The sequence below is a fragment of the Helicobacter magdeburgensis genome (assembly GCF_000765825.2).
Classification (GTDB): domain Bacteria; phylum Campylobacterota; class Campylobacteria; order Campylobacterales; family Helicobacteraceae; genus Helicobacter_C; species Helicobacter_C magdeburgensis.
The window spans coordinates 1-25,139 of sequence record NZ_JRPE02000020.1 but is presented as its reverse complement, the minus strand read 5'-3'; the positions used below and the strand labels follow the sequence as shown (position 1 = coordinate 25,139).

Annotated in this window: 32 protein-coding genes; 31 read left to right on the top strand and 1 reads right to left on the bottom strand. The window is 37.6% G+C overall.

The window, feature by feature from the left end:
- Positions 1-240 precede the first annotated feature (240 nt).
- Positions 241-1,659: a flagellar protein export ATPase FliI gene (gene fliI, locus LS74_RS09870; RefSeq protein ID WP_034588272.1), complete on the bottom strand. Its 1,419-nt coding sequence runs from the start codon at positions 1,657-1,659 to the stop codon at positions 241-243.
- Between the two features lie 72 nt (positions 1,660-1,731).
- Between fliI and tig the strand changes: the two genes are divergently transcribed.
- The 31 genes from tig to LS74_RS09725 all read left to right on the top strand — a co-directional run bounded on the left by tig (position 1,732) and on the right by LS74_RS09725 (position 24,937).
- Positions 1,732-3,123, top strand: coding sequence for a trigger factor (gene tig / locus LS74_RS09865; protein ID WP_034588269.1), 1,392 nt, complete (start codon positions 1,732-1,734; stop codon positions 3,121-3,123).
- A gap of 9 nt (positions 3,124-3,132) precedes the next feature.
- Positions 3,133-3,723: an ATP-dependent Clp endopeptidase proteolytic subunit ClpP gene (gene clpP / locus LS74_RS09860; RefSeq protein WP_034588268.1), complete on the top strand. Its 591-nt coding sequence runs from the start codon at positions 3,133-3,135 to the stop codon at positions 3,721-3,723.
- 33 nt (positions 3,724-3,756) lie between these two features.
- Positions 3,757-4,932, top strand: coding sequence for a diguanylate cyclase domain-containing protein (locus tag LS74_RS09855; protein WP_034588263.1), 1,176 nt, complete (start codon positions 3,757-3,759; stop codon positions 4,930-4,932).
- On the top strand, positions 4,895-5,422 hold the full coding sequence (gene def, locus LS74_RS09850) for a peptide deformylase (RefSeq protein ID WP_034588260.1): 528 nt from the start codon (positions 4,895-4,897) through the stop codon (positions 5,420-5,422). Before LS74_RS09855 ends, def begins: the two co-directional genes overlap by 38 nt.
- A 2-nt stretch (positions 5,423-5,424) precedes the next feature.
- Positions 5,425-6,951, top strand: a complete 1,527-nt coding sequence (locus tag LS74_RS09845; protein ID WP_034588257.1) for a YifB family Mg chelatase-like AAA ATPase — start codon at positions 5,425-5,427, stop codon at positions 6,949-6,951.
- Positions 6,952-6,960: 9 nt separating this feature from the next.
- Complete coding sequence (locus LS74_RS09840; protein ID WP_034588254.1) at positions 6,961-7,233, top strand: metal-sensing transcriptional repressor; 273 nt, start codon at positions 6,961-6,963, stop codon at positions 7,231-7,233.
- An 896-nt stretch (positions 7,234-8,129) separates the two neighbouring features.
- Positions 8,130-9,185, top strand: coding sequence for a tyrosine-type recombinase/integrase (locus tag LS74_RS09835; RefSeq protein ID WP_052086435.1), 1,056 nt, complete (start codon positions 8,130-8,132; stop codon positions 9,183-9,185).
- Positions 9,182-9,352 (top strand): hypothetical protein, encoded by a 171-nt coding sequence (locus LS74_RS10965; RefSeq protein WP_167480482.1) that lies wholly within the window; start codon positions 9,182-9,184, stop codon positions 9,350-9,352. Before LS74_RS09835 ends, LS74_RS10965 begins: the two co-directional genes overlap by 4 nt.
- Positions 9,346-10,488: an RAD55 family ATPase gene (locus LS74_RS09830; protein ID WP_084584281.1), complete on the top strand. Its 1,143-nt coding sequence runs from the start codon at positions 9,346-9,348 to the stop codon at positions 10,486-10,488. The genes LS74_RS10965 and LS74_RS09830 overlap by 7 nt, the downstream gene beginning before the upstream one ends.
- Positions 10,485-10,661 (top strand): hypothetical protein, encoded by a 177-nt coding sequence (locus tag LS74_RS10960; RefSeq protein WP_167480481.1) that lies wholly within the window; start codon positions 10,485-10,487, stop codon positions 10,659-10,661. Before LS74_RS09830 ends, LS74_RS10960 begins: the two co-directional genes overlap by 4 nt.
- A 34-nt stretch (positions 10,662-10,695) precedes the next feature.
- The gene (locus LS74_RS11530; RefSeq protein WP_236096914.1) at positions 10,696-11,568 is read left to right on the top strand and encodes a helix-turn-helix domain-containing protein; all 873 of its coding nucleotides are present in this window, start codon (positions 10,696-10,698) and stop codon (positions 11,566-11,568) included.
- Between the two features lie 17 nt (positions 11,569-11,585).
- Positions 11,586-11,954, top strand: a complete 369-nt coding sequence (locus LS74_RS09815; RefSeq protein ID WP_034587629.1) for a hypothetical protein — start codon at positions 11,586-11,588, stop codon at positions 11,952-11,954.
- The gene (locus LS74_RS09810) at positions 11,951-12,232 is read left to right on the top strand and encodes a hypothetical protein (RefSeq protein ID WP_034587630.1); all 282 of its coding nucleotides are present in this window, start codon (positions 11,951-11,953) and stop codon (positions 12,230-12,232) included. Before LS74_RS09815 ends, LS74_RS09810 begins: the two co-directional genes overlap by 4 nt.
- Positions 12,233-12,497: 265 nt before the next feature.
- Positions 12,498-14,117, top strand: coding sequence for a DNA primase (dnaG, locus tag LS74_RS09805; protein ID WP_034587633.1), 1,620 nt, complete (start codon positions 12,498-12,500; stop codon positions 14,115-14,117).
- Positions 14,118-14,142: 25 nt separating this feature from the next.
- Entirely contained in the window at positions 14,143-14,436 is a 294-nt protein-coding gene (locus tag LS74_RS09800; RefSeq protein WP_034587634.1) for a hypothetical protein, read from the top strand.
- 166 nt (positions 14,437-14,602) lie between these two features.
- Entirely contained in the window at positions 14,603-15,169 is a 567-nt protein-coding gene (locus tag LS74_RS09795) for a glycoside hydrolase family 108 protein (RefSeq protein ID WP_052086437.1), read from the top strand.
- An 11-nt stretch (positions 15,170-15,180) separates the two neighbouring features.
- Positions 15,181-15,384 (top strand): hypothetical protein, encoded by a 204-nt coding sequence (locus LS74_RS09790; protein ID WP_034587637.1) that lies wholly within the window; start codon positions 15,181-15,183, stop codon positions 15,382-15,384.
- 235 nt (positions 15,385-15,619) lie between these two features.
- The gene (locus LS74_RS09785; RefSeq protein WP_034587639.1) at positions 15,620-15,859 is read left to right on the top strand and encodes a hypothetical protein; all 240 of its coding nucleotides are present in this window, start codon (positions 15,620-15,622) and stop codon (positions 15,857-15,859) included.
- 347 nt (positions 15,860-16,206) lie between these two features.
- Positions 16,207-16,455, top strand: a complete 249-nt coding sequence (locus LS74_RS09780) for a hypothetical protein (RefSeq protein ID WP_236096913.1) — start codon at positions 16,207-16,209, stop codon at positions 16,453-16,455.
- A 198-nt stretch (positions 16,456-16,653) separates the two neighbouring features.
- On the top strand, positions 16,654-16,959 hold the full coding sequence (locus LS74_RS09775) for a hypothetical protein (RefSeq protein ID WP_034587641.1): 306 nt from the start codon (positions 16,654-16,656) through the stop codon (positions 16,957-16,959).
- On the top strand, positions 16,959-17,084 hold the full coding sequence (locus LS74_RS11635) for a hypothetical protein (protein WP_268903687.1): 126 nt from the start codon (positions 16,959-16,961) through the stop codon (positions 17,082-17,084). Before LS74_RS09775 ends, LS74_RS11635 begins: the two co-directional genes overlap by 1 nt.
- A gap of 371 nt (positions 17,085-17,455) precedes the next feature.
- Positions 17,456-17,920, top strand: coding sequence for a hypothetical protein (locus tag LS74_RS09770; RefSeq protein ID WP_138129105.1), 465 nt, complete (start codon positions 17,456-17,458; stop codon positions 17,918-17,920).
- Complete coding sequence (locus LS74_RS09765) at positions 17,917-18,456, top strand: hypothetical protein (RefSeq protein ID WP_034588295.1); 540 nt, start codon at positions 17,917-17,919, stop codon at positions 18,454-18,456. Before LS74_RS09770 ends, LS74_RS09765 begins: the two co-directional genes overlap by 4 nt.
- A 130-nt stretch (positions 18,457-18,586) precedes the next feature.
- Entirely contained in the window at positions 18,587-19,198 is a 612-nt protein-coding gene (locus LS74_RS09760; RefSeq protein WP_052086462.1) for a helix-turn-helix domain containing protein, read from the top strand.
- On the top strand, positions 19,195-19,788 hold the full coding sequence (locus LS74_RS09755) for a hypothetical protein (RefSeq protein ID WP_034588292.1): 594 nt from the start codon (positions 19,195-19,197) through the stop codon (positions 19,786-19,788). The genes LS74_RS09760 and LS74_RS09755 overlap by 4 nt, the downstream gene beginning before the upstream one ends.
- Positions 19,789-19,862: 74 nt before the next feature.
- Positions 19,863-20,216 (top strand): hypothetical protein, encoded by a 354-nt coding sequence (locus LS74_RS09750; RefSeq protein ID WP_034588289.1) that lies wholly within the window; start codon positions 19,863-19,865, stop codon positions 20,214-20,216.
- 12 nt (positions 20,217-20,228) lie between these two features.
- Positions 20,229-20,828: a hypothetical protein gene (locus LS74_RS09745; protein WP_034588286.1), complete on the top strand. Its 600-nt coding sequence runs from the start codon at positions 20,229-20,231 to the stop codon at positions 20,826-20,828.
- 25 nt (positions 20,829-20,853) lie between these two features.
- Positions 20,854-22,029 (top strand): phage capsid family protein, encoded by a 1,176-nt coding sequence (locus tag LS74_RS09740; protein ID WP_034588283.1) that lies wholly within the window; start codon positions 20,854-20,856, stop codon positions 22,027-22,029.
- Between the two features lie 178 nt (positions 22,030-22,207).
- Positions 22,208-23,050, top strand: coding sequence for a hypothetical protein (locus tag LS74_RS09735; protein WP_034588281.1), 843 nt, complete (start codon positions 22,208-22,210; stop codon positions 23,048-23,050).
- 47 nt (positions 23,051-23,097) lie between these two features.
- On the top strand, positions 23,098-23,931 hold the full coding sequence (locus LS74_RS09730; RefSeq protein WP_034588279.1) for a hypothetical protein: 834 nt from the start codon (positions 23,098-23,100) through the stop codon (positions 23,929-23,931).
- The gene (locus LS74_RS09725) at positions 23,921-24,937 is read left to right on the top strand and encodes a hypothetical protein (protein WP_034588277.1); all 1,017 of its coding nucleotides are present in this window, start codon (positions 23,921-23,923) and stop codon (positions 24,935-24,937) included. The genes LS74_RS09730 and LS74_RS09725 overlap by 11 nt, the downstream gene beginning before the upstream one ends.
- Positions 24,938-25,139: the final 202 nt, after the last annotated feature.

The following is a 25,139-nucleotide window of genomic DNA, read 5'->3' as shown; positions in this document are numbered from 1 at the left end:
AAATGTAGAGATAGCAAATTCAAGTGCTGAAATAAGTGAAAGAGTAGATAGAGTAGCTAAAGATATATTAGATGATGTGAATAAGAAGAGGTTTTAGGGATTGTGTTAGGTAAGTGGAGTTTAGATTCTATATATCGTAGGAGAATCTAGGCTTCTTAGACTTACAGCCTTTATGTTTGTTTGGTGTGTCTTTATGCTTTTGTAGTCTGCTTAAATTTTAGATTTATTTGTTAGGTTAAACTACTCCTGCATAATCCTGCATAACTCATCAAGGGAGCGTTGAAAGTCCCACTTTTCATCAATTTCTTGTTTTAAAAATGCTTCCATTGCTGTGCGTTTATTTATCGCCTCATCAAGTTCCAAGTCCGCTCCCCTTTGATACGCTCCAATGCGGATAAGCACTTCATTTTCCTTAATCAATGAATACAACCGCCGAAACTTCCGCACATAGCCTAAATGCTCCGGACTAATAATGTCATTAATAATCCTTGAAGCGGAGTTTAGAATATTTATCGGTGGGTAGATTCCCATATCTGTCAAATCACGATTAAGCACAATATGCCCATCTAGGATACTTCTGCTTTGATCGGCAATAGGATCGCTCAAGTCATCGCCCTCAACTAGCACGGTAAAAAACGCTGTGATAGAGCCTACACCATCTTCTTTCCCCGCCCTTTCCATAAGCTGTGGCAGGAGCGTTAAGACTGATGGGGGATAGCCCTTACTCGTAGGTGGCTCTCCTAGAGCTAGTCCTATCTCTCGCTGAGCCATAGCAAAACGCGTAACAGAATCCATAATAAACAGCACATCATTGCCAAGCGATTTAAAATATTCAGCAATAGCCATCGCACTAAATGCCCCGTATTTACGCATAAGCGGAGAATCATCGCTTGTAGCTACCACAAGAATGGTATTTGTCAAATCATTATTAAGATTCTTATGGATAAACTCCGGCACTTCCCTGCCCCGCTCCCCAATAAGCGCAATAACCTTAATGGGTGCTTTTGCCCCTCGCACTATCATACCCATAAGCGTGGATTTGCCAACGCCACTTCCAGCAAAGATTCCCATTTTTTGCCCTTTGCCACAAGTTAAAATACTATCAATAGATTTTACCCCCACTTCAAAGACTTCATCTATAAGCCCTCGCTTTAACGCACTTAGTGGCGAACGCATAAGCGGCGTTGTCGCTTGAGTATGCAAACTCCCCTTATCATCAATAGGCTCTCCTAAAGGATTCACCACTCGCCCCAGCATAGCCTCCCCCACAGGGATATTTAACCCGTGATTTAGAATCTCCACCTTATCGCCACATTTATGCCCCTCCACAAAGGAAAATGGGCTAATAAAAAATTTCTCCCCCTCAATGGCGATTACCATACCTAAACTTTGCTTTTTTTCACCCTGTGTGTGAATCTCGCTTTCATCTTCTTTGTCAAACTCTTTATCAAATTCGCCGCAAAGCTCCCCATTAAGTCTCCCATTACGATTTTGTGCGTTTAGATTCTGCCTACTTGGGATAATTTTTACAATATCGCCAACTGAAGGCTTTACACCATTAGCTACAAACATGTTTTGCATAACTTTTATAAGCTGCCCATAGCTTGGAGAAAGATTCATATTATGTTTTAATTTTTCTTTGATGTGAGATAATGGCATTACAAAACCTACTTTTAAGATTTTTTTTTATAGAATACCAAATTATACTTTTTTATTTCATTAAGGACCACTATGAATTTCACAACAAAACGCACAAACAACGCTAATGCTATCGTCAATGGTAGTATTGCTCTATCTAAACTTGAAGAGAAGTTTGACAAAGTCATCAAAAAAATCGCTCAAAGCGTGAAAATTGATGGGTTTAGAAAAGGCAAAGTCCCTGCACAAGTCATCAAAGCAAGATACAAGGATCAAGTAGAGCAAGACGCACAGCAAGAGGCGATACAAGATTTACTTGACTTGGCACTTAAGGAGTTAAATGTCGCTCCAAACTCGCTTATTGGGAATCCTATGATTCTAAAGTTTGATAAGAATGAAGATAAGATTGATTTAGAGATAAAAATCAGCATTGCACCGAGCTTTGAAACCGATAATGTAGAAAAATATGTCCCTGAAGTGAAGCTTAAAGCTGTTACAAAAGCTCAAATTGATGAGCGATTAGCAGAGATTGCTAAAAGTCGCGCTCCGCTCAGTGAGATTACGGAAAATAGGGCTTTGGCAAAAGATGATACGGCAAATATTGACTTTGAAGGCTTTGTTGATGGTAAGGCGTTTGAGGGTGGTAAGGGAGAGAATTTCAACCTTGTGATTGGCTCAAATCAGTTTATCCCCGGCTTTGAAGATGCCCTTATTGGTATGAAAAAGGGTGAAAAGCGAAGCATTGATGTTACTTTCCCAGAAAATTATCAAGCTGCACATCTTGCGGGTAAAAAGGCAAAGTTTGATGTAACACTTCACAAGATTTTGCAAAAAGATTCAACTAAAATTGATGATGAGTTTGCAAAAAGTATCGCCGGGGCTGAATCTAGCCTTGAATCTTTAAAAGATATGGTTAAAGAACAGCTTGAAATGGAGCAAAAAACCGAGCTTTATAATAAAGAGCTGAAAGAAAAGCTTGTGGAATCCTTGCTTAAAAATATCTCTTTTGACCTGCCCGAGCTTATTGTAGAGCAGGAAATGGACATTTTATTTAGAAATGCCCTATCTCAACTTGCCCCAGAAGAGATTGAAAAAATGAAAAACAATCAAGAAGAGGCAAAAAAGGTACGTGAAACACATCGCGATGAGGCGTGTAAAAGTGTGCAAATCACTTTCATTATGGATAAATTAGCAAAACAATATAATATCGTTATCCAAGACAATGAAGTTTTACAAACGATTTATTATGAAGCGATGATGATGGGGCAAAATCCAAAAGAAGTTTTAGAATACTATCAGCAAAATAACCTTGTCCCAGCGATTAAAATGACAATGATTGAAGATAGGGTGTTGCATTATTTGCTTGATGAAAAGTTTGCAAAAAGCAAAGAAAAAGCTACAACTTCAAAAGCGGATTCCAAAGCAGAATCTAAGACGGATAAGGCGGATTCAGGCAAAACAGAATCAAACAAGAAAACTAAATAAGGATAAGCAATGAGTGGATATATTCCTTTTGTTATAGAACGCACGGGGCGAGGTGAGCGAAGTTATGACATTTACTCGCGTTTGCTTAAAGACCGCATTATTTTGCTAAGTGGCGAGATAAATGACCATATCGCTTCTTCAATCGTAGCTCAACTGCTATTCTTAGAAGCTGAAGACCCGGATAAGGACATTAACTTTTATATCAACTCGCCCGGTGGAGTTATCACAAGTGCGTTTAGCATTTATGATACGATGAATTATATCCGCTCTGATATAAGCACCATTTGCATTGGACAAGCTGCGTCTGCTGGAGCATTCTTACTTAGCTCTGGCACAAAGGGTAAGCGTTTCTCTCTGCCAAACTCTCGCATTATGATTCATCAACCACTTGGTGGCGCACAGGGACAAGCCACAGATATTGAGATTCAGGCTAAAGAGATTTTGCGTTTGAAAAAGATTCTTAATGAGATTATGGCGGAAAACACAGGGCAGAGTGTGGAGAAAATCACACAAGATACGGAACGAGATTTTTTTATGAGTGGAGAAGAAGCGAGAGATTACGGATTGGTTGATAAGATTCTTACAAAAAGTTTGAAATAGGCTTGGTTTTGAAATAGGTTTTGGAGGTATTTTATGGATTTAAGTGGATTAGACTTAGATATTGGCAATAATGATTTTTTTGGGAATCTCGATGTCGTGGGACTAGAAGGAGGTAAGGCAAAAACGCAGTCTATCCCCTCTGTGTCCATAACCCCGACAGATACGACACAAAAGCTAAGCTCTATTTCCAAACAGGCAATGGAAGCCCTTGAAAAAGATGACATTTTGCCTTTACCTGAAAACTTTGAAGCTTATTTTGAAAAAACACTCTCGCAAGAACAAGATGAAAATGTGCGAGAAAAGATTAGAGCAATGGTAGAGAGTGCAAATCACGATTCTAGACTTATTGCCCTTGAAAAAACTTTCAATGATAATTTTACAACGCTTAAATCCGTTTTGGAACAGCTCCTTACCCTTTGCAAGCAACTCTCATCAATGGAAAGCAATACAAACAAACGCCTTGCTGAAATTGCCGCTATCACAAATCCCCTTGGTGCGCAAAATGCCATTAAGGTATTGCTAAACGAGATTAAGGGCTTTCACAAGCAGTTTGTTACACAAGCTGATAGTATCTCTCGCTCATACCGCGATATGTATGCAAAGTCCTCCACAGCCAAAACGAGTGCTATGTATGACACAACACTTGGAATCCACAGCAAAAGCTTTTTCCTGCAATCTTTGGAACTTGAATGTAAAAATGGCAAAGAGTTTCCACGCCACTCTGCACTTGTAGTGTTTTCTCCGTCAAAGGAGCTTGGCACACAGCTCACAGACCAAACAAAGCTTGTTACGACTTTTAAAAATATCGCTAAAATCGTTTCAAAAAATATCGGCACAAAGGACCTTGTCAGCTATCTTGGCAGTGGGCGATTTGGAATGTTGCTTAAAAATGTTCAAGCCCAAGGCGCGATAGACTTGTGCGAAGAAGTGATTAAAAAATGCAAGGCGACCAATATTTTTATCGGTGATTTGGATTTGCATTTGCATATCGTTATGGGCGGGATTGTATTTGATGTCAATAAAACGCCTGAATCTATGCTAGAAGAGGCAAAAGCCGCACTTGATGAAGCATTGAGTGAAAACAAACACTTGCAATTTAAACAAGCAGAAAATAGTGGTGGGGGCGGGACATTTGGCAGTGCAGATTCAGATGATTTAGACATACCCGGAGATGATTTTGGCGACTTTGGCGATTTTGAAATATCCTAACCCTATTTTGCGTCAAAAATCCACAAAAGTAGAATCTTTTGACGAATCTCTACATACCCTACTTGATGATATGTATGAAACGATGATAGAAAGTGGCGGTGTAGGACTGGCGGCAATTCAAGTCGGCATTGCCAAGCAGATTCTTGTGATTAATCTCCCACGAGATGAGGATAAGCAACAATACAAAGAAGATTTACTAGAAGTGATTAATCCCACTTTTTTAACCCAAGAAGATGATATAGAGTGGGAAGAGGGCTGTCTGTCTGTGCCAGAATTTTATGAGAGTGTGAAGCGATTTAATAAAGTCTCAATCGCTTATAAAGATAGATTTGGCAATGATAAGATTCTCCAAGCGGAGGGCTTTTTAGCCGTGGCATTGCAACACGAGATAGATCATTTAAATGGAATCTTATTTGTAGATAAGCTCCCCATTCTTAGACGCAAGAAGTTTGAAAAAGAACTCAAAAAACTAAAAAATCAAAAAACATAATAATGGTTAATACAATCCTTAGTGCGACAAGCTTTGGCACGAGTGCGAAAATCATTCAGGTAGAAGCCACTTTCATTAGGGGACTGCCTAGCTTTAATATCACAGGTCTAGCCCATAGCTCTATCCAAGAATCTAAGCAACGCGTCCAAGCCGCACTTGCCAACATCGGCATTACCCTGCCACCGCAAAAAATTAATATCAATCTCTCTCCATCAGATATTCCCAAAAATGGAGGGCATTTTGACTTGCCAATCGCCCTAGCACTGCAAAAAACGCAGCTCAAGGATATTTTTGCCTTTGGGGAGCTAGGGCTTGATGGGAGTGTGAAATACACAGATTCTATTTATCCACTCCTGCTTGACATTACCCTTTTGCATAAGGACGCAAAAGTCATTGTCCCCTTGTCTGCAAAAGAGCTTCTTTCCCCCATTCCGCATTTGCAATTTTATTTTGTCTCGCACCTGCAAGAAGCCATAGATATTTTGAATAATCTAGAATCTAATCCGCATAGCACAACGCCCCATAGCACAGATTCTATCTCGCATTTTGGCTTTGCAAACCTTGAAGTGCGGGGGGAGAAATATTTTTATAATGAAAATTTTGACTTTGATTTTAGCGAAGTGCAGGGGCAGGATATTGCCAAGCGTGCGGCTCTCATCGCCGCTGCTGGGTTTCATAACTTCATTATGGAAGGCTCACCGGGCAGTGGCAAAAGTATGATAGCCAAGCGTTTGCCCTATATTCTCCCGCCTAGCTCACTCCAAGAGATGATAGAAACCATAAAATATCAGTCCCTAAACAAGCAAACTGCCACCTACACGCCACTTCGCCCATTCCGCAATCCCCATCAAAGCGCGAGTAAATCAAGTATCCTAGGCTCTGCTACGCAGTATGAAGTCAAACCCGGAGAAGTGGCATTAGCCCATAATGGCATTTTATTTTTTGATGAATTACCGCATTTTAAAAAAGATATTTTAGAAGCCCTGCGTGAGCCGCTTGAAAACAATAAGCTTGTCATCTCTCGTGTGCATTCAAAGCTTGAGTATGACACAAACTTCCTGTTTGTCGCCGCACTCAATCCCTGCCCGTGTGGGAATTTGCTTAGCAAAACAAAGGAATGCCGCTGTCAAGAGCGAGAGATTAGTGCATATCGTGGGCGATTATCCCAGCCGTTTTTAGATAGGATTGATTTATTCGTGCAGATGAATGAGTATGAAAAAGATAAGAATCTGCCAAAAGGGCTAGATTCTAAGAGTATGCAAGAGCTTGTGTTTCAAGCCTTTACAATGCAAAAGCAAAGGGGACAAACCGCCTTCAATGGTAAGTTAAATGAAAAAGAGATTGAGACATATTGCAAGCTAGATTCACAATCACTTGCCTTGCTTACCCAAGCCAGTGAGCGTTTCTCACTCTCATATCGTGGGCTAAATAAAATTAAAAAAGTCGCAAGAACTATTGCCGATTTAGCAGGGGAGCAGGAGATACAAAAAGCCCATATCCTAGAAGCGTTGAGTTATAGGAAAATCTAAGGAGAGATTATGCACGATAAACAAGCCCTGCATCGCCGTTTGAAAAAAATCATAGGTCAGCTTAATGGCATTGATAAGATGATTAGCGAAGACGCCCCCTGCCCCGATGTGCTTATCCAGCTTAATGCCGCAAAGAGTGCGATTCACAAAGTGGGGCAGATTGTGCTTGAAGGACATATTAATCATTGTGTGCGAGATAGTATCGCCGATTCTAAAAGCGATATTGACACGACGCTAAATGAACTTGCCAAAGCCCTAGAGCATTTTGGTCGTATGAGTTAAGATTTCACTTTTTTGCACCGCTTGTAAATAAAGCTAGATTCTAAAAATAGACTATGTTTTAAAATCTAGCGAAAATCTACCGCCTGTCATTGCAAAACCCTATCTTAGCAAAATCTTACAAGCAAAAGACATATGAGCCAGAATCTCAAAAAATCCCTACTTTTTTCCACTCTCTCACTTTTCTCATACTTTTACACACAAAAAATGCGTAATTAAGATTCTCTATAAAATACCAAGACGATTTACTCTATTTTAACACCTTTTATCTATCATAAAACCATTAAAAGCCCTTGTGGCATTCCCTAGAAATAGGCGTTTTTTGACATTTTGATATGACTTGTTTGGCTAGAGTTGCGTGTTTTAGGATATTTCAAGCTTTGAAAACGCTCAAAGCACATACTAGAGCCGACTTGGGAGAGTCGGTTCTAGTGGGACCCGATTTGTGAGGGGATTTGTATCACTCTAATGCTTTTACTTGTTATATCAAAGCTTGTCTATCTTATGTCATTACTCGGGCTTTGCCAAAGTATCTTTTTTATTCAATACAAAAACTGCAAAAAACTACCAAAAAAACTACTATATTAGATTCTAGATTCCACGAAAGAAAATATTCATCAATAATTAAAGCTTTCCTTTTTTAGGGCTTTTTAGGTTATTTTTTGACATTTTGGGGGGTTAGAATCCCAAAGGGTGTGTCAAATTTTGTGTCAAAATCTATAAATTTTTGATTTTTTGACCTTACACCCTTATTCTACTCCCTGAAAATCCCTTTTCATATCACTACTCCGTATCACAAAACCCATTTCATTTACAAACCTTACACACTTCTTTAAAGAACGCATTTTGCAATGATAAATCACGCCACTTGATGTGGGACTATCTTTAAAGGAGAACAAATGGAAGTCAAACACACAAACCTCTACAAAAGGAATGGTATCATCTACATAGATGCTACTCTAACAGAAATCGGCAGAGTGCGATTCAGCACTAAACTTAAAGATACAAAAGAAAATATGGCAAAAGCTTTGCTTTCAGCTAAGGATTTGATTTTTGCGTATTTAGGCGTTCAAGTCAAAGAGCAAAAACTTACCTTTGCAACGCTGGGAGAAAAATTCATCTTAGAGGAATGCCAACATACAAAAACACAAACATTGATGAAATACAAAAGCAATCTGACTGATATTATCAAGTATTTTGGCTCAAAAGATTTGAGGCTGATTACCCAAGAGCAGGTAAGAAACTACGCATATGATAATCAAACCCAAGCCTACAAAATAGCTTTTCTCAATCGTATTATACGATTTGCCATCACCAATAATGTGAGGCTAAACTTAAAGCCGCTTAAATTTAAAAATCACTATGTGGTAAATGCTAATACAAAAAATGTCTTACCATTCAGCCTAGATGAAATAAAGCAGGTGTTAGAATCTGTAAAAGATGATTATTTTAAAAACTTCTTGCAATTAGCCTTTTTCACAGGAATGAGAACAGGGGAGCTTTTTGCACTGCAATGGCAAGATTGTGATTTTGAAAATAACAAGATTTTAGTGAATAAAAGCCTAGAATTTTCAACAGGTAAAATCACAACCACAAAAACCCATCAATCCCGCTATATTGATATGCTCCCCCAAGTAAAACTCGCCCTTTTATCCTTAAAAAGCAAAGCCCAAGATGATAAGACTATCTTTACATTCAATGTCGTAACCGCAAGAAATAAATGGCACAAAGTGTGTGAGAGCTTGGGTTTAGAAAAAAGGTGCTTGTATCAAACACGCCATAGTTTTGCCACGATGATGCTTACAAACAACGAAGAACCATTGTGGGTAAGCTCAATGCTAGGACACAAATCACTTCACACCACTTACAAACACTATGTGAAATATATCCCGCAAACAAAAAAACGAGCCGCCTTTTTAGATAACTTTACTCTATCAATCAAGGGGGAAATATGACATTTTGGTATGTTTGCAAGAAGTGTGGATATATAAATGAAGTAGATTTTGCGGAAATTGATTTAAAAATCAAGCTGGATAGTGAAGTGCCTATCTTATCAATATGTAGTGAATGTGGGGAAGCTCAATGTATTGTTATTGAAGTGATTGGAGAAAAGCGATGTTAGAGTTAGAAAAAGAGATTATAGCTTCATTCTTAGCCTATCCACAGCAGATTGATGAGTTTTTAGAAAAAATCCCCAAAGAGTGTTTTAGCCCAAAAGGTCAAAGAACACTTGAGATTCTAATAGAGCTTTTAGAATCTCAAAGTGTGAGTAAAAACGCCTTTGTGGGACGGCTTAATAAAAAAGAGCAGGAGCAGGATTATTTTTTAGATGTTCTCTCCCATATCCCAAATCCAAATGTGGTGCGACTAACGCAAAGCTTTTATGAAAGCTTTTTAAAGCAAAAGCAAAAAGAAGCAGGACTAAAGCTCCTTGAAGCAAGTGAGAATAATGCTCTGCTTGATATGAATACGCTTATCCCTAATGTGAATTTTTGCTCCCATAAAAATATGCAGGAATGGCAAGACTACTACGCTACAAAGCCCCAAATGCCAAAGTATAAAACAGGTATTAGCTTTTTAGATTCTGTCTTTGATGGGGGCATAGAATCCGCTCAACTTGTGCTTATCAGTGGCGACCCAGAAGCAGGTAAAACAACTTTAGGTTTGCAGATGCTGGAATTTATGGCAAAAACCAATAAGGTATGTTTTTTTAGCTTTGAGTTTCCCATTTACACCTATCTCAAACGCAAAAGAAATGATAAATCATTCAAAAGGGAAAATCTCATCATCATTGATGATGGATATGAGATTTATCAAGTAGCTCAAAATATTAAGACACTTTACAAACAAGGCGTGAGAGTATTTCTCATAGATTCCCAAATGCGACTAGTAAGCCCCAATGGTAGAAATATGGAAGAGGAAGAAAGTCTTAAATTTTCAACTCTTGCAAGACTATGCCATAGCTTAGGGATTTTAGTCTTTCTTATCGTGCAAACGAGTAAAGGTGATAGAGATAATCCTATGGGGAGCAAAAAGGGCGGACACGAATCAAGTATCACCATACGCATAGAACACGATAAGCCAAAAAATGAAAGCGTGAGAGAATTTAGCGAAGATTCGCGCATCGTGATTTTAAAGAAAAACAAGCAAACAGGCAAACACTATAAAGAAAGGGTAAATTTCAATAGTGAGCTAGGTAAGTTTAGTGTGTATGAAAGTGAGCAGAACTATAGAGATTTGGAGGTAGTAGAGATATGAAAAATGCGTTGTCTTTACGGTGCTTTTTGGGGAGTTTGCGTTTCGTGCTTCGGCACTACCGCTTAGGTAGCTTCTCGCACGGAAACGCAGCACAACCCCAAAAATCACTCGCAAATTCTGCCGCATTGCATACCCACTCGTGCGAAGCACTAGTCCAAACCTGCAAAAGCTGAATCTTAAAAAAAATCACAAACAAGGAGTAAAAAAATGATACAAAAAGACCAACAAATAAACAACTTCACAATCCTTTCTAGCGACATTTTGCGTGATGAAAGTTTAAGTATGGGTGCTAGAATGTTTTATGCTCTAGCTCAAAGTTTTAGCGATGAGTGGAATATCAATATCAAGCATTTTGCCAAGCTTTTAAATGTGAGCGAAGCAAGTGTAAGGAAGTTTAGAAATGAGCTTGTCAATGCTGGGCTTTTGCAATATTCACAAATAAGAGATGAAAAAGGCAAATTGACACAAGAAAGTGTCTATACTTTTAATAAATTAGAAATTATACAATCTCAATATGTAGATAGTATAGATTCACAAGAGCAAGAAGCTCAAAACTCCATAAGTGTGGAATCTTATCCGTTTAAACATTTATCCGCATACGGAGATTCTGCTGACATAAGTAATAATAATAAATCAAGTAATATCAACTCTAATAAGTCGCCAAAACCAACCGCTTTGTTTCTCATCATAAGCCAAAGTTTTAAATTTTTCAAAGACACTAAACTCTCACCTAAAAGCACAAAATTCAAAGAATCACTGCCTTTAGAATCTTACACCGAGCAAGAAATACAGGCTTACAAAGACTTTATTGCTTATCGCAAGGAAAAAGGTTTTTTAGCCAAAAGCACGATAAATAGCATAATCAAAGACTTTGAGAAGCTTAAAAAGCAAAATGCGGATATTGTGCTATGTGTTGAAACTTGCATTAATCGTGGCTGGAGTGGGCTGCTTAAAGCCCACGAAGCACTACTTAGATATGAAAGTTTTAAAAAACCACAAGCCAAAAACTATGTGGGGAAAAACCAAGAAGCCAAAACCGCTCATAATCCCCTTGAAAGATTAGGGCAAGAAGTAAAATAAAGGCAAAGGAGGTAGGAATGGTAAAAGAACAATTTATTACAGAAATTAAGGGTGATGAGAGAATAAAACTCACAGATTATGCGGTTAATCAAGTGAATTTTTTTCTCCAAAAGCTAAGTGATGAGAATCCACAAGATACAGGGCTTTTAGAATCTTTTGTGCTAAGTCTCAATTGTAATGCAAAGGCAAGAATCTATGTGGGCGAGTTTTTTTCAATATTGCTTGATTGTGTGAAAAAACAGGCTGAATTTTTATCCACAACTGCAAGGATTAAAAATTTTAAAGGCACAAGGTTTGAGGAAGAGACATTATTAAAAGACTACTTCACCAAGCAAAGATTAAAAGAGCTAGGGCTAACTTGGATAATGCAAGGAGACAACAAATGAAAAACGCAAAAATCCATACAACAAGCTTTTTCTTAGAAACAGCCTTGTTGCAAAGCATAGATGAAATTGCCGAGATTTTAGGCGTGAGTAGAAGTATAGTCATTGAAAGAGCAGTATTTGGAAAAGAAAAAGGATTTGACAATGCGGAGCGTAAAATTAAACCAAAAAAAGCAAAGAAAAAAATTCCTACTAAGAGAGTCAAACATAAGGCGTATAAACAGAAACGCAAGAAAACAGAAGTTAAGCAAGAATGCTTATTTGATTGGTGTAATCAATGAATATTTGGAATTTGTGGGAAAGCATAATTTGTTTGCGTTTTATAATGAGGGTTTCTAGGAGCGATAGCTATGCTACACAAACAAGATTCTAAGATTTGCGTATTCAATTTTGTAACGCACAAATAGCGGAAGTATTTTTGAGATAGAAACGGCGTTTTGGAGCGAACAAGCAAGAAGCTTACTTAAGCGTAAGTGCCGAAGCTTGTGAGCGAACAATCGCCGATTCTAGCCCACAAGACAACGCTAGGCAACAAAGGAGTAAAAATTGATTAAAAATGTTAGCGAAATTAAAGCCAAAAGCGACATTATAGACATTATTGGCAGTTTTTTAATCCTCAAAAAAAGTGGAGCAAACTACTCTAGTCCCTGCCCTTTTCATAATGAAAAAAGTGCAAGTTTTATAGTTAGCCCAGCTAAGCAGATTTTCACTTGTTTTGGCTGTGGCAAAAGTGGCGATGTATTTAAGTTTTTACAAGAATACAAGCAGCTTAGTTTCCAAGAAAGTGTGGAAGCAGTGGGCGAACTTAGTGGAGTAAATATAGAATATGAAACAAACAAGAATACAGCCCACAATAAAGACAAACGCCAAGAGCTAAACGCACAATATGAAAGCCTATTTGTCAAAGCTACACAAGAGCTTTTGGCAAATGAAAAAATTTTACAATATCTCTATAATAGAGGGCTTACACAAGAGGATTTAAACATCTTTAGCATAGGGCTAATGCCTAGCCTTGATTCTATCCGTAGCATTTACGATACCCAAACCGCCTTGCAGTTAGGAATCTTAAAAAAACGCACCGATGGGAGCATATACACACCTTTTAAAAATCGCATTATTTTTGCCATTAGAAACAACGCTCATAAAATTGTAGGTTTAAGTGGGCGAACACACCCTTATGAAAACTTTAGAAACGCCCCAAAATATTTAAATAGTGGAGAAAGTTTTCTATTTAAAAAGAGTGAGAATCTATACCTATTCTCCTTAGCAAAAAGTGCGATAAAGCAAAACAATAGCGTGATTATAGTGGAGGGCTATATGGACTGCATAGCCTTACATAAAATGGGCTTTACTAACGCTGTGGCAACTTGTGGCACAGCCTTTAATCTCGCTCATCTTAATGCCTTGTATCGCATAAACCAAGAGATTGAGCTAGTCTTTTGTTTTGATAGTGATGAAGCAGGAAAAAAGGCGACTATTAGAAGCCTAGAGCTTTGCTTTTCGCATAAATTCTACAATGTCAAAACTATGCTACTCAAAGGCAATCATAAAGACATAGGCGAGATTTTAGAGAAAAAAGCACAACTAGAGTGTAATGTTATAACGGGTTTGAAATTTTATATAGGCTATCATTTTAAACAAGCTAAAGATTCTAAGGCAAAAGATGACTTGCTTAAATATCTTGTCAGTCTCATAGACAATGAGCAAAACTTCTACGCAAAACTTGAATTGATAGATAATATCTCATCACTTACGCATATTCCAAAAGAATATTTTTACACTAAAAAAGCACAAAGCTATAAGAGTAATCATAACAGAATCTTAGAGCTGCTTTATAGTATTTATAATGATAAGGATTGTGCGTATATCGCCAAAAAGCAACTAGATTTAGACAGCATAGATGAGCATTACAAAGCTGACTTAGAGCATTTTTTAAACACAGAGCAACTGCAAGGCAGTGCGTTAAACATCGCCTTAAACGATAAGCTTAATACAAATCTTAATATTTCTAGCGTGTATAACGAGATTTTAAACCTTAACATCATTCAGGCAAGTAAGAATCTAGACATTGCCAAAATTAAAAAAGATATTCCGCAAATTATTGCATTAAGCGAGTATATCACAAAGTGCAAGGAGGAAATACAATGCCAAGACAATATGTTTTAATTCAATTCAACACAAAGGAGACAAAATGCTAGTAGGAGCAAAAAATCATTATAGTTATGGATTCTATGGTGTAAGTAAGGATTTTTATATCTATGAGTTATTAAGCGGCGTGGTGGTAGATAGATTTATCTCACAAAAAGGAATGAGTGAGCGAGAGGAGATTTTGCATAATATTTTCAATGCAGAAAAATCCTTTGATTTTAAGGAGATTTTATCTGCACACAAGGGTTTATATTATCTTTTTTTTATAAGCAAAAGGGATAAATACCTAATAAGGTTAGCACAAAAAGCGATAAAAAGAATGCGAGAAATCGCATAATCTTTTTAACCCTTTTAATCTTTTTTAATATCCCCTACACTTGCACCATATTCAAAGGGTGGTGCGTAACCAGCACAAGTAAAGAACAACTTTCGACAAACTCTGGGTAGAGTATAAAACCAAACAATAGGAATCCCTTTGAATAAAACATTAAAAAGGATAAACAATGGCAAATTTTGAAATCGCACACAAGGTAACAGCAGATTGCGAGGGTGGGTATGTCAATGACCCAAAAGACGCAGGGGGTGAAACGATTTTTGGCATTGCTAGGAATATGTGGAAAGATTTGCCCTTATGGAAAATCGTAGATGATTATAAGCAAATGGTGGGCGATTTAGCTCAAAAAAGCGAACGCAAAGAGCTAGAAAAGCTATGCTTGGGGAATGCTGAATTTGTATCTCAAAAGAATGCTTTTTATAAATCTCAGTTTTGGGATAAAGTAAAGGGCGATGAGATTGAGAGCCAAGCAGTAGCGGGGAATGTCTATGACTTTGCTGTAAATGCTGGAGTGAAACAAGCAGTGAAAACATTGCAAAGGGCATTAGGTATCGCTGATGATGGTATTTTTGGCAATGGGACACTCACTGCCTGTAATAATGCAGAATCTGCAAAGCTCAATAATGATTATTGCGTTGGGCGTGAAAACTTCTATAAAGACTTGGTTAAAAGAAAGCCACAAAATGAGAAGTTTTTAAATGGTTGGCTTGGGCGTGTAAAACGCTTTTATGTGTAAAGGGATAGAAAATGAAACACTTACTTCAAAAATGGCTAGGTATGCTAGAACTTGAAAATGAGATTATAAACCTTAGGGAGCAATATAGCCAAATAACTTATTTATTAGCTAACAAAGATGTAACACTAAAGCATTTGCAAGAGAGCATAGACAAAGCCATTTTAAAGCAAGAAGAGTTAAATGAGTATATAAAAACGCATTTAAATTCAAATTAAAAATGGTTAAAAGCATTAGCCTCACGCTTCAACCACGACCTTAAGCGTAATAAAATAAAATCGCACGAAGTGCCACCTCTTAAAGCGTTATCGGGTGGGGGATTTTTAAGGGGGAGGGGTGATTTCGCGTGTAGCGAAGCAAACCCGTTTTACGCAAATTCAAGCCCCTCCCCCTTAAAAAAAAAAAAAAGAAAAAAAGAATTGCTAAAAAACTTCTCTCAACTAAGGAGCATAAATGCAAACCTTACTAGAATTCTTAAAAAACCTATTTAGCTCACAAAATGGAGCTAAAGAAAGCAATGAGCTTGACACAAAGCAAGAAGTGGATATTGGCGTGTTGCAACATAGAGTGAATGATTTAGAATCTAATCTCAAAACAGCTTTAAGGCGTGTGAATAGGCTAGAAAAAGACATCTATGAGCTAAAGACACTAAAGGGGCAATCACACAAGCAGGGGCAAAGCCCCCTATCTTAATATGCCTTGACTATTATGAGACATAATAGTATTATAGCGATTAAGATTCTCGTGTGAATCTTGCAAGACACTTTTATAACCTCCTTTTGTAAAATGGAGGAGCAAAAAGCGTAAGGTTGCGACCCTTTAGCTTTTTGCAACCTCACGCATATTATACCACAATCCTTTAACCCTTTTAAAAATCCCTTGTATTTGCTTAAATTCCTAAAAAAACGAGTTGATGGATACCTGCAAGGTAGTCATAACTCAAGCTTTAGGAACAAGGCAGGATTTATTCCTGCCGCAGTGGTCTTAAGTGAAGTTTTACGCAAAACTTCACGGCTATGAAATAAGAAAAGGATACAACAATGATGAGTAAAGCCAAAGCTCTTAAATCTTTATCCACTCTGCTTATTCTCACACTTTTTGTATATTTTATGAAAGGCTGTGCAGAGCCAAAAGTTGTGTTTAAAGAAGTCAAAGTGCCTGTTGCCTGTGATGTCAAAGAAAGAAAGAAACCGCTCAAAAACGCCAATGTGCTGGAGTATTTAAAAGAAGTGTTGGTGTATGCGGAGGGGTTGGAGAAGGACTTGAACTACTGCAAAGGCAAGAAGTGATGGCTTTCGGTGTAGCGTTGTCTTTTTTGCTAGAAACGGCGATTGTTCGCTCACAAGCTTCGGCACTTACGCTTAAGTAAGCTTCTTGCTTGTTCGCTCCAAAACGCCGTTTCTATCTCAAAAATACTTCCGCTATGTGTGCGGCTTGTTTCCACATCTCCCCCCTTATAAAAAGACAAAATAAAAAGGAGTTACAAAATGCAATACTTGACTATTTTTCTAGGATTGATTATTTTCACTCTAGGTGGAAGTTGTGCGTATCTTTTAAACAAAAATGCAGAATTAAAAATGCTTAATCAAATCAATAATGCCATAGTAGATTCTCAAACAAAAGCCATAGAGCAAATGGCACTAGAGAGTGAAAAGTATCACTGCGATTTAGAATCTATGAATGACTACACAAGGGCAAAATACTCCGCAGTTATCACAGAGCATAAAGATGAGAGCTGTGAATCTAAGCTCAAAGAGTTTGAGAAAGCTTTAAATATTTATAGTGGTGAATAATGGAGACTTTGCTAAGGCTGGTTGTGGTTGTAACGCTACTTGTTTTGATGTTTTGCTTTGTGGAAGTGATGAGCCATAGGGAAAAGATAGGGAGCTATCAAAGCTATGGGCATATGAGACTTTAAGAAACTTTGCAGGTTAAAGCTTTTACACAAACACCTAAAAAGGCGGGGGAAATCCCCCTTACGCTAATACTTATATTTCAACTTAATTTTAAACCTAAAAAGCCTAAAATTAATATATAATACAAGTAAGCGTTTTCTATGTCGTTTCACTATGTCGTTTCATAGGAACGCCTTTAAGGTGATTTTGCCTCAAAGTGATTTTTGGGGCAAAACTATTGTAACATACTTTATACCACAATCCCCTTTTAACCCTTTTAATTCCCTTTGTTTTTTGTGTTTAATACTCCTTTTTGTATTTCATTCCCCCTTGTAAAAAGAAAAAAAGAATTGCTATTTTATGACTTCTACCTTTAAGCGTGTAAGGACTTGAAATGATGAAAAATTGGAATCTATGGTATTTTGTAGGACTTTTGCTTATTTTATATGTCGGTAGTGGAATGGTAGATGAGCTAAAAAGTGGGCAAAAAAGACTAGAAGACAAAATGCTGCAATTCCAAGCAAAAGCAGAAGCCATCACCACACGATTAAATGCGAATGAAAAAGAATCCGCAGACTTCTACAAGCTCCAAAAAAACCAAGATGTATGGCAAGGCACAGCGTGTATAAACTGCCATAATACACTAGCTACTGCCCTGCCTATTTACAAACGCACAATCCCCGAAGCTATTGAGATTGTGCGAAATGGCAATGAGAATAGCAAAGCAGGTGGAATGCCAACATACACAAGCCGTGCGACAAGGGATAAAAACTCAATTACTGATAGTGAGTTAAAAGTTCGCCTAGATGCACTCTACACACAAGAGTTGCTCCAATATGCAAAGGATAAGATTAAATGAATGAAGTAAGTTTTTTTTGGAAATTTTTAATCGCTTTGTGTGCTGGGGTGTTTGGTGTAGCAGTGGCTATAAGCATACAACATATAAAAATCATCGGTGTGCCAAAATGGCTTATAGTTTTTGCCATAGTGGTGCAGCTACTCTTAAGCTGGGGTGTGTTTATTTTTATCATCATCTTTTTTAAAAGTGGTCTGCTCCCTAAAGTTGTGCCAAATGATGACTATTCGGCTTTAAGCGTGGCGTATTTTTGTGCTTCTATACCGCATATTGTTATCACAACCGCCATTTTAATCTACAATAAAGAAATCAACAAATGGCTGGAATCTCGCTATGGAAGCGGGGAAACTTTGCCAAATATGGATAATGTCGCCACAAGTAAAAGTGATGTAGATTCTATAAACACACAAGAAAGCACGGATTCAAATCATAGTGGAGAAAACACACAGGATTCTAAAACTGAAGATGAAGTTTCTTTGAGAGACCTAGAAACTACACAAGAAAGTAAAGTGTGTGAAACTTGTGGCAAAACACTTTAAATCCATTTTAACCCTTTTTTTTCATTTTTCATTTTTCTACAATATGCCCGTGTTTGACTGACACAAAATCTCCTTAATTTAAGGCTATTCACACAAATAGCCTTAAGCTCTTATTTTAAGGAAACAAGCAATGGCAATAAAAAATAAAAATGAAATAGAAATTTTCTACAAAACTCACAATCTTTCAAAACAAGAAGTCGCAAAGCATTTTAATATCCCTTACCGAACTCTAGCGTATTGGATTAAAAAAGAGAATTGGAAGCAAGGGCAAGCCTTATTAATAGATGAGATTCATACTCCCCAAGTGATTAAAAATACAAATAGAGTGCTAAACATCGCAGAAGATAGGATAAAAGACCAAATCAAAACAAACTTAGGAGAATGTGCCTTTAATGTGGATTCTATGATTTTAAATAATCTGCTGCAATCTAGCACAGATGAGATATTACTAAAAACTATGAGTGTGAATTTTATTCAAAAAAACATAGCCCTTTGTGCAATTTTAGCCAAAGACCATTTGTTGCGGTTAGCTCACAATGATAATGGCGACCCAAAAAATAGCCCCATTTTCATAGCCTGTGCGGAGAAAGTAGCTAAAATCTTTGCTGATATGAAAACTCAAATTTATGGCAAAGACACAACACTCTTGCAAGACCAAAGCGTTGTAGAATATGAAAAGCTCACACTCCAAGAGCTTAACGCTCTCATAGAGCAAGAACAAGCACAAGGAGAATTAAAGTGATAGCCCAAGAAGTTTTACTGCTTACCCGCTCCCTTTTAAGAGATGATGATTATAAAAATCTGCGTTTTAGTGATAGGGAATTACTAGATTCTATGCAAAGGGTGCAAGATGAGCTAATAACACTTTTTAGAGAAAATATCCAAGTGCTTTGTTTTAAGCCAAAAAGTGCCATTTTTGATTTGCCACAAAAAGTCGCTTATATTCACAGCATTACGCTCAATGGCACGAGTATCCCCTACCTGCAAAAGCACACCGCTCACAGCATAAACAGCCTAGTTTTTACGCATTTGTATGAAAACACTTACAGCATTTTAAATTACCCCATAGACAAATACGATGAGATAAGTATCACTTACTCTGCTTTAAGCGAAAAGATAGAGCTAAACGATGAGCTAGTGCTAGATTCTAGCTATAACAAAGCCTTAAGCTTGGGTATAGTGTGCGAAATGTTTTTAAGAGAGGTAAATGAGATAAATATCCAAAAAAAGCAATTCTATGAGCGTGAATATGAAAAAGAAAAAGGTGTAATACGCACACATAAGAACAGCTCAAACAATAAAAGAGTAATGCAAACAAAAACGCAATATTAAAAGAGTTTTAACCCTTTTTTATTTTTTTGTTTTTTATCACAATAGCACTCACATTTTTAAAAAAGGAGCAAAAAATGGCAACTCAAAAAGTGCATAATGTATGTTATATGGCTGATTGTGTGCTGGACTTATCACAAGACACAACACAAGCAGTGATTCTTCCAAAAGGCTCAACAATCACTCATTTAAGTGTAGAAGTGCAAGAAGTAGCAGAAGGAGGAGCAAAGCTGGATTTAGGCTTTGAGGGTGAGAGCGAAATCTTAGGTAATGATATTGACACAACTCAAAAAGGTGTAAATATTTGCAATGCCGTATTTACACCCTCAAAAGATGAAACGCTTCTAGCCACAAGCACAGGTGCAAGTAAGGGCAAAGCAATGCTTAGAGTGGTGTATTTTCTGCCTAGCACAATCCGCATAGATTATTAAAAAGGATAAGCTATGGAGCAAAATATACAGCCAACTCCACAAGGGGCTACGCCGCCAAACACCCCTGCAACAAATGAGCCACAAAATAAAGAGCAGACACTACAAGCTATGCAAAATGAGCTTAATCAAGCAATGCAAAGCTTAGAATCTGATTTTGCTAAAAAGTGCGTTAGCCTTTGTGAGAATGACCCAGAGCTAGAGGAGCTATTTTTCAGCGATAAGGAGCAGTTTTTCTTAAAGATTTTGGAATATCAAAACCAAGTCTTTAAAGAAGAGATTGTGCCACGCCAAGAAAAAGTAGCAAACTTGCAGGGCGAGATAGAGTTTGATAACAAAATGCAAGAGCTGGATTCTGCTAAAAAGCAATGGGATTCACAAAATCCCCCTGTAAGTGCCGATGAGCTTTTAGCCTTTTTTACCACACTTCCCCCTGAAGTGCAAAAAGAGCTAGAAGCTTTGCCAAGTGAGAGTGTATTCCCAACACTCTTAGAGATTATGCAAAGCCAAAAGCCACAAGAGCAAAACCAAGACTTGCCACAGCAAGTCAATGGAAGCCCCGCCAATGTCAGCTCACAAGAGCCACAAAGTGATTTACCAACACAACGATACTAAAACCAAAAAAAACAAGGAGTAACAAATGAGTGCATTAAATTGGAATACAATAGATTTTTCAAACATTAAGGACGACCCAAACATCGGCGTAAAAATCGCTACTGAGATTGAACGCCTAAGCTGGATTAAAAGCCCTTTTGCAAGTTTCACAGGCAAAGGCAGTGATAGGGGTGTCCGTCAATATAGTGTGCAAAATGACCAACCCTACCGCCCAAGACTGAAAAACAAGCTCACAGGCGATGGTGTCAGTGGGAACACGGATTTAGAAGCAAACTATGATAGTATGGAGATTTTGAATCAAACCATTTATCCCAAAGTGATTGCAAACGCTTTGCGAAGTCCCATTAAGCATTATTCTACAATGGCACAAATTGACTTTGTCAAAGAAGCCACTGATAGCCTTGCAGAATGGGCGAGTGATAGGCGTGATAAGTCAATCGTAGCTCATTTGTGTAATGACTTCACAAACGCGGTAGTGTGCGATTCTGCTAATGGATATAAGGAATTTGATACAAAAATCCAAACAATGACAAAGAAAATCCAAGCGGGTGATGTTATGAATGTCAAGGCTTTAAGAAGAGCCATTTTTATGGCAAGGGCTGGGATTGGTGTCAATGGCAAAGAAACATTCCCCCTTAAGCCCATTAAAGCTGATGTAGTGAGTGAGGGTGGGCTTAGTATCGTGCATAACTCTTATATCATTCTCTTAGAATCTCATCAAGCCAATCAGCTCAAAAATGATAAAGAGTGGAAAGATATGCAAATTCACGCAGGAGAGCGTGGCGATAAAAACCGCCTATTCAGTGGGCTTTTAGGGCTGATTGATGGCTGCCCTGTGATTGATATGGGTATTTGGACTAAATTACAAGTGGGTATGCCAAATAGTGAGCTAAGTGATGAGGATTTTAAGAAAAACATTGACCCACAAAATGTTTCTAAAATCACACCGCCTAGCTATTATACAGGAACTCAACCTATTGCCATAGGTGCGTTAATCGGTGCTAGTGCGATTGTTATGGCGGGAAATGATAAAGTCTCATTCTACATCAATGACAATGAAGATAGTGGCAGAAAGGTAGTTTGTGGAGTGGATAGACTTTTATCCATTGCAAAGGGCAGATTTGCATTAGAATCTGGCTCACTTTCAGCCTTTTCTAACCAAGACTTTGCGGTTATCGGGCTATTCTCTAGCAAAGAGTAGTGAAACTTCAGCTTCGGGTAATCATTTGTGCGATTATCCGCATTTTAAGAGAACCGCAGACTTTATGTCTAGCTCCCCCTTAAAATGCGGATAAAGCCCACAAAGCAACACCGCGAATCTTAGAAGTTTGAGAGAAAAACGCTCAGACAACGCGTTTTAAATTAAAAAGGAAACAATTATGCTTCTACACGAAAAAATACAAGAAATAAACCAAGCCCACAATGATATTAAAGACATTATCTCCAACCTAGAACAACGCATACAAGCCACTTATGAAACAGCCTTTAACAAAGCTTTGAGCGATTTAAAAGGGCAGTTAAATACACAATACAACACCCAAGCCAAAGCTATATTACAAGAAAACACAGATAGTTTAAAAGCTCAAAACACACAAGATTTAAGAGCCTTGCTTCATACAATCAAAGCTCAAAACAATACTATACTAGAATCTGCCAAAGCCACGCTCAAAGCCGAGCTAAAATCTTTAACACAAAGCTTTTTACAACAATGGGGATTAGATAATCTCCCCCATTTGCAAGAAAGTTTGCTTGATAGTTTAAAACAAGCTCTCACACCACAATTACAGCAAGACATACAAACTGCCCTGCTTTCACTCACGCAAGATTTTTTTAAAAATCTTAATATAAGTGATTATATCAATTATGAAAACATTCTCCTAGATTATACCGCATTAAGCCAAGCCCTACAATCTAGCCAAAAGCTTAACACCACGCTAGAAAATCACGCTTATAATAAAACACAAGAATATTTAAACAATCACGCAAAAAGCCTTATCACACAAGCTTTGAAAGAACAAGCCCCATCTATTTTTAGAGAAGCTTTAAAGCTTGATGAGATTATAAAAATGCGTTATGAGACTGCTTTGCGTTTGGCAAGTGTGCAGATTCTAGGCATTAATGAGCTTATTCAAGGTATCCACTCCGCCCTAAGCAAAGACTACTATAAGCCCCAACTCCCAAATCCAAATAGCATAAAAAACAATGTGCTTGTGGTAAAATAAGTGCTTTATACCAAACTTCACGCACATAAAATAAAATAGGAATCAATATGAATAGTGTAGAATTTGAAGTGAGATTAAATAAAATCTTTGAGAGCTTGTTTCAAAGCGGGTTTTTACAAAATGTCAAAAGCTGGAATTTTAGCTCTGCTGAACTTGCTCAAATCCAAGTGCAACTCTGCCAAGTAGCCACCCAAACAGCCCTAAATCTCCAAGAGCTAGATTACAAAAAACAACAAGTCGCAATGGAGCAGGAAAAAATGCGACAAGAGCTAGAAATGGCAATCTCACGGGAGAAAATCCAAAATATCAAACTCGCTTGTGAAGCCATAGCTAGTGCAGTCCAAGCAGAATCTATTAAAAGAAGCGTGGTAGATAATGCTGCGATAAACAAGACAAATGCCTATGTAAGCTATTTTAATGTCGCAATGAATGCTGTGGCTAATAATGCCGCTTCGTTAAATAGTGGCTCAATGCTTAAAAATATCAGTGATTTAGTCGTGAGAATGATTGATAAGATTAATGATGAGCCTTTAAGCTCAAACTTTGATGAACTTTTAAACTCGCTTGTAGATAAGGCTTTAAATATCAAAGATTTAGGGCTAGGCAATAAGCAGGTTAAGATTCTAGCACCAAAGACAATTTTAGCTCCAAATGAGCCTATTACACTTCTAGGCTTAAGCGTTTTTACAGACAATACTGCGGAGTTTTTATACAAAGATGAAGTGATAGAATCTAAGCTCTTTGTATTCCAAAGCGATGAGCTAGGCAGCCACGAAGTTATTTTTAGAGTGCGTGATAATAGTAATGAGTGGATAGAGGATAAGATTTTTATAAAAGTGGTAAAACCAAAAGAAATAAAAGGAGAATGCGATGGATACTAATACAGCAAAACAGCCCACAGAGCAAAAAAAACAAGAATTAGAAGAGAAAGTAGAGCAGTTTAAACAAGAAAAGACAACTTTGCCAAACCAAGCAAGAGAAATAATGGGAAGCAGTGCCTTTGAACAAGCGGACAAACTCGCACAAAAGCCACAAAACAACGATGAGCCACTAAGCTTTGAAAAATCCTTTGATACAAACTCTCAAGCAAAGGCAGATGAAATTAATGATATAGGCTTAGAATCGCAAACGCCACAAGAGCAATCAAACTATGCCATTATCCCTCCTGATGTCAGTGAGAGCGTGAAATATCAAAAATATCGCAACACAGGGGTGGATTATTTTGATAGAAAAGGGAATTTGAGCCTATTAGATGCCTATCTCGCAAAACAGCTAGGATTGAATGTCAGCTATAATTTTCATAAAATTGATATGAAAGTGGATAATAGAAGAAGGACAGCAGATTATTCAAAATCACTCAATGACTTTACAGACACTGCAATAAACGCCACACAAACAGTAAAATCACTTTTAAGCATAGCAAATGGCGATACGGGCAGAATGATGACAGATGTAACCTTAAAAGGTTTGGATAAAGCAGGGAAAGGGCTTGTAAATCAGCTTACAGGTAGTAGGGCAGCAGGTTTTTCCTTAAAAAATAATGTTTATTCATCTCTTTCTAAAAAAGGTGGCAGACCACTTGCAAGTGATACAAAAGCGTGGAATGATTTAACAGGAGATATAACACTTAATACAGAAAGAGGGGCGAGTTTGGCTTCAATAGGACTACAAAATGATGTAGCAACATTGCAACACAAACTCGCCGTGATGAAAGCAAGTTCTTTCGCTTCACCACAATCTATACAATCTTATGAGAATACCATAAACACTTTTAAAGAAATACAAGCACTTATAAATAATGAAAGTGGGTGGAAATCAAAAGAAAATATAAAAGAGAATGGCATTAAGCTTTTTTATCTAACAACTAAGCTTGAATCTTATCTATAAAAAGCCCAAGTAGGTTACGCTAAGAGAGGTCGCACTCTCTTATTTTTGCCTTTTGGGCAACCTCTAAGCACCATTATACCACATACCATAATCCTTTTTTTAACCGTTCCTACAAACCTATAAAAAACTATAAATAGTTACAAATATCTATAAATAATTTTCCTGTTGTATTCCTGTTTCAACCTTGCTGGTTGCAATATTA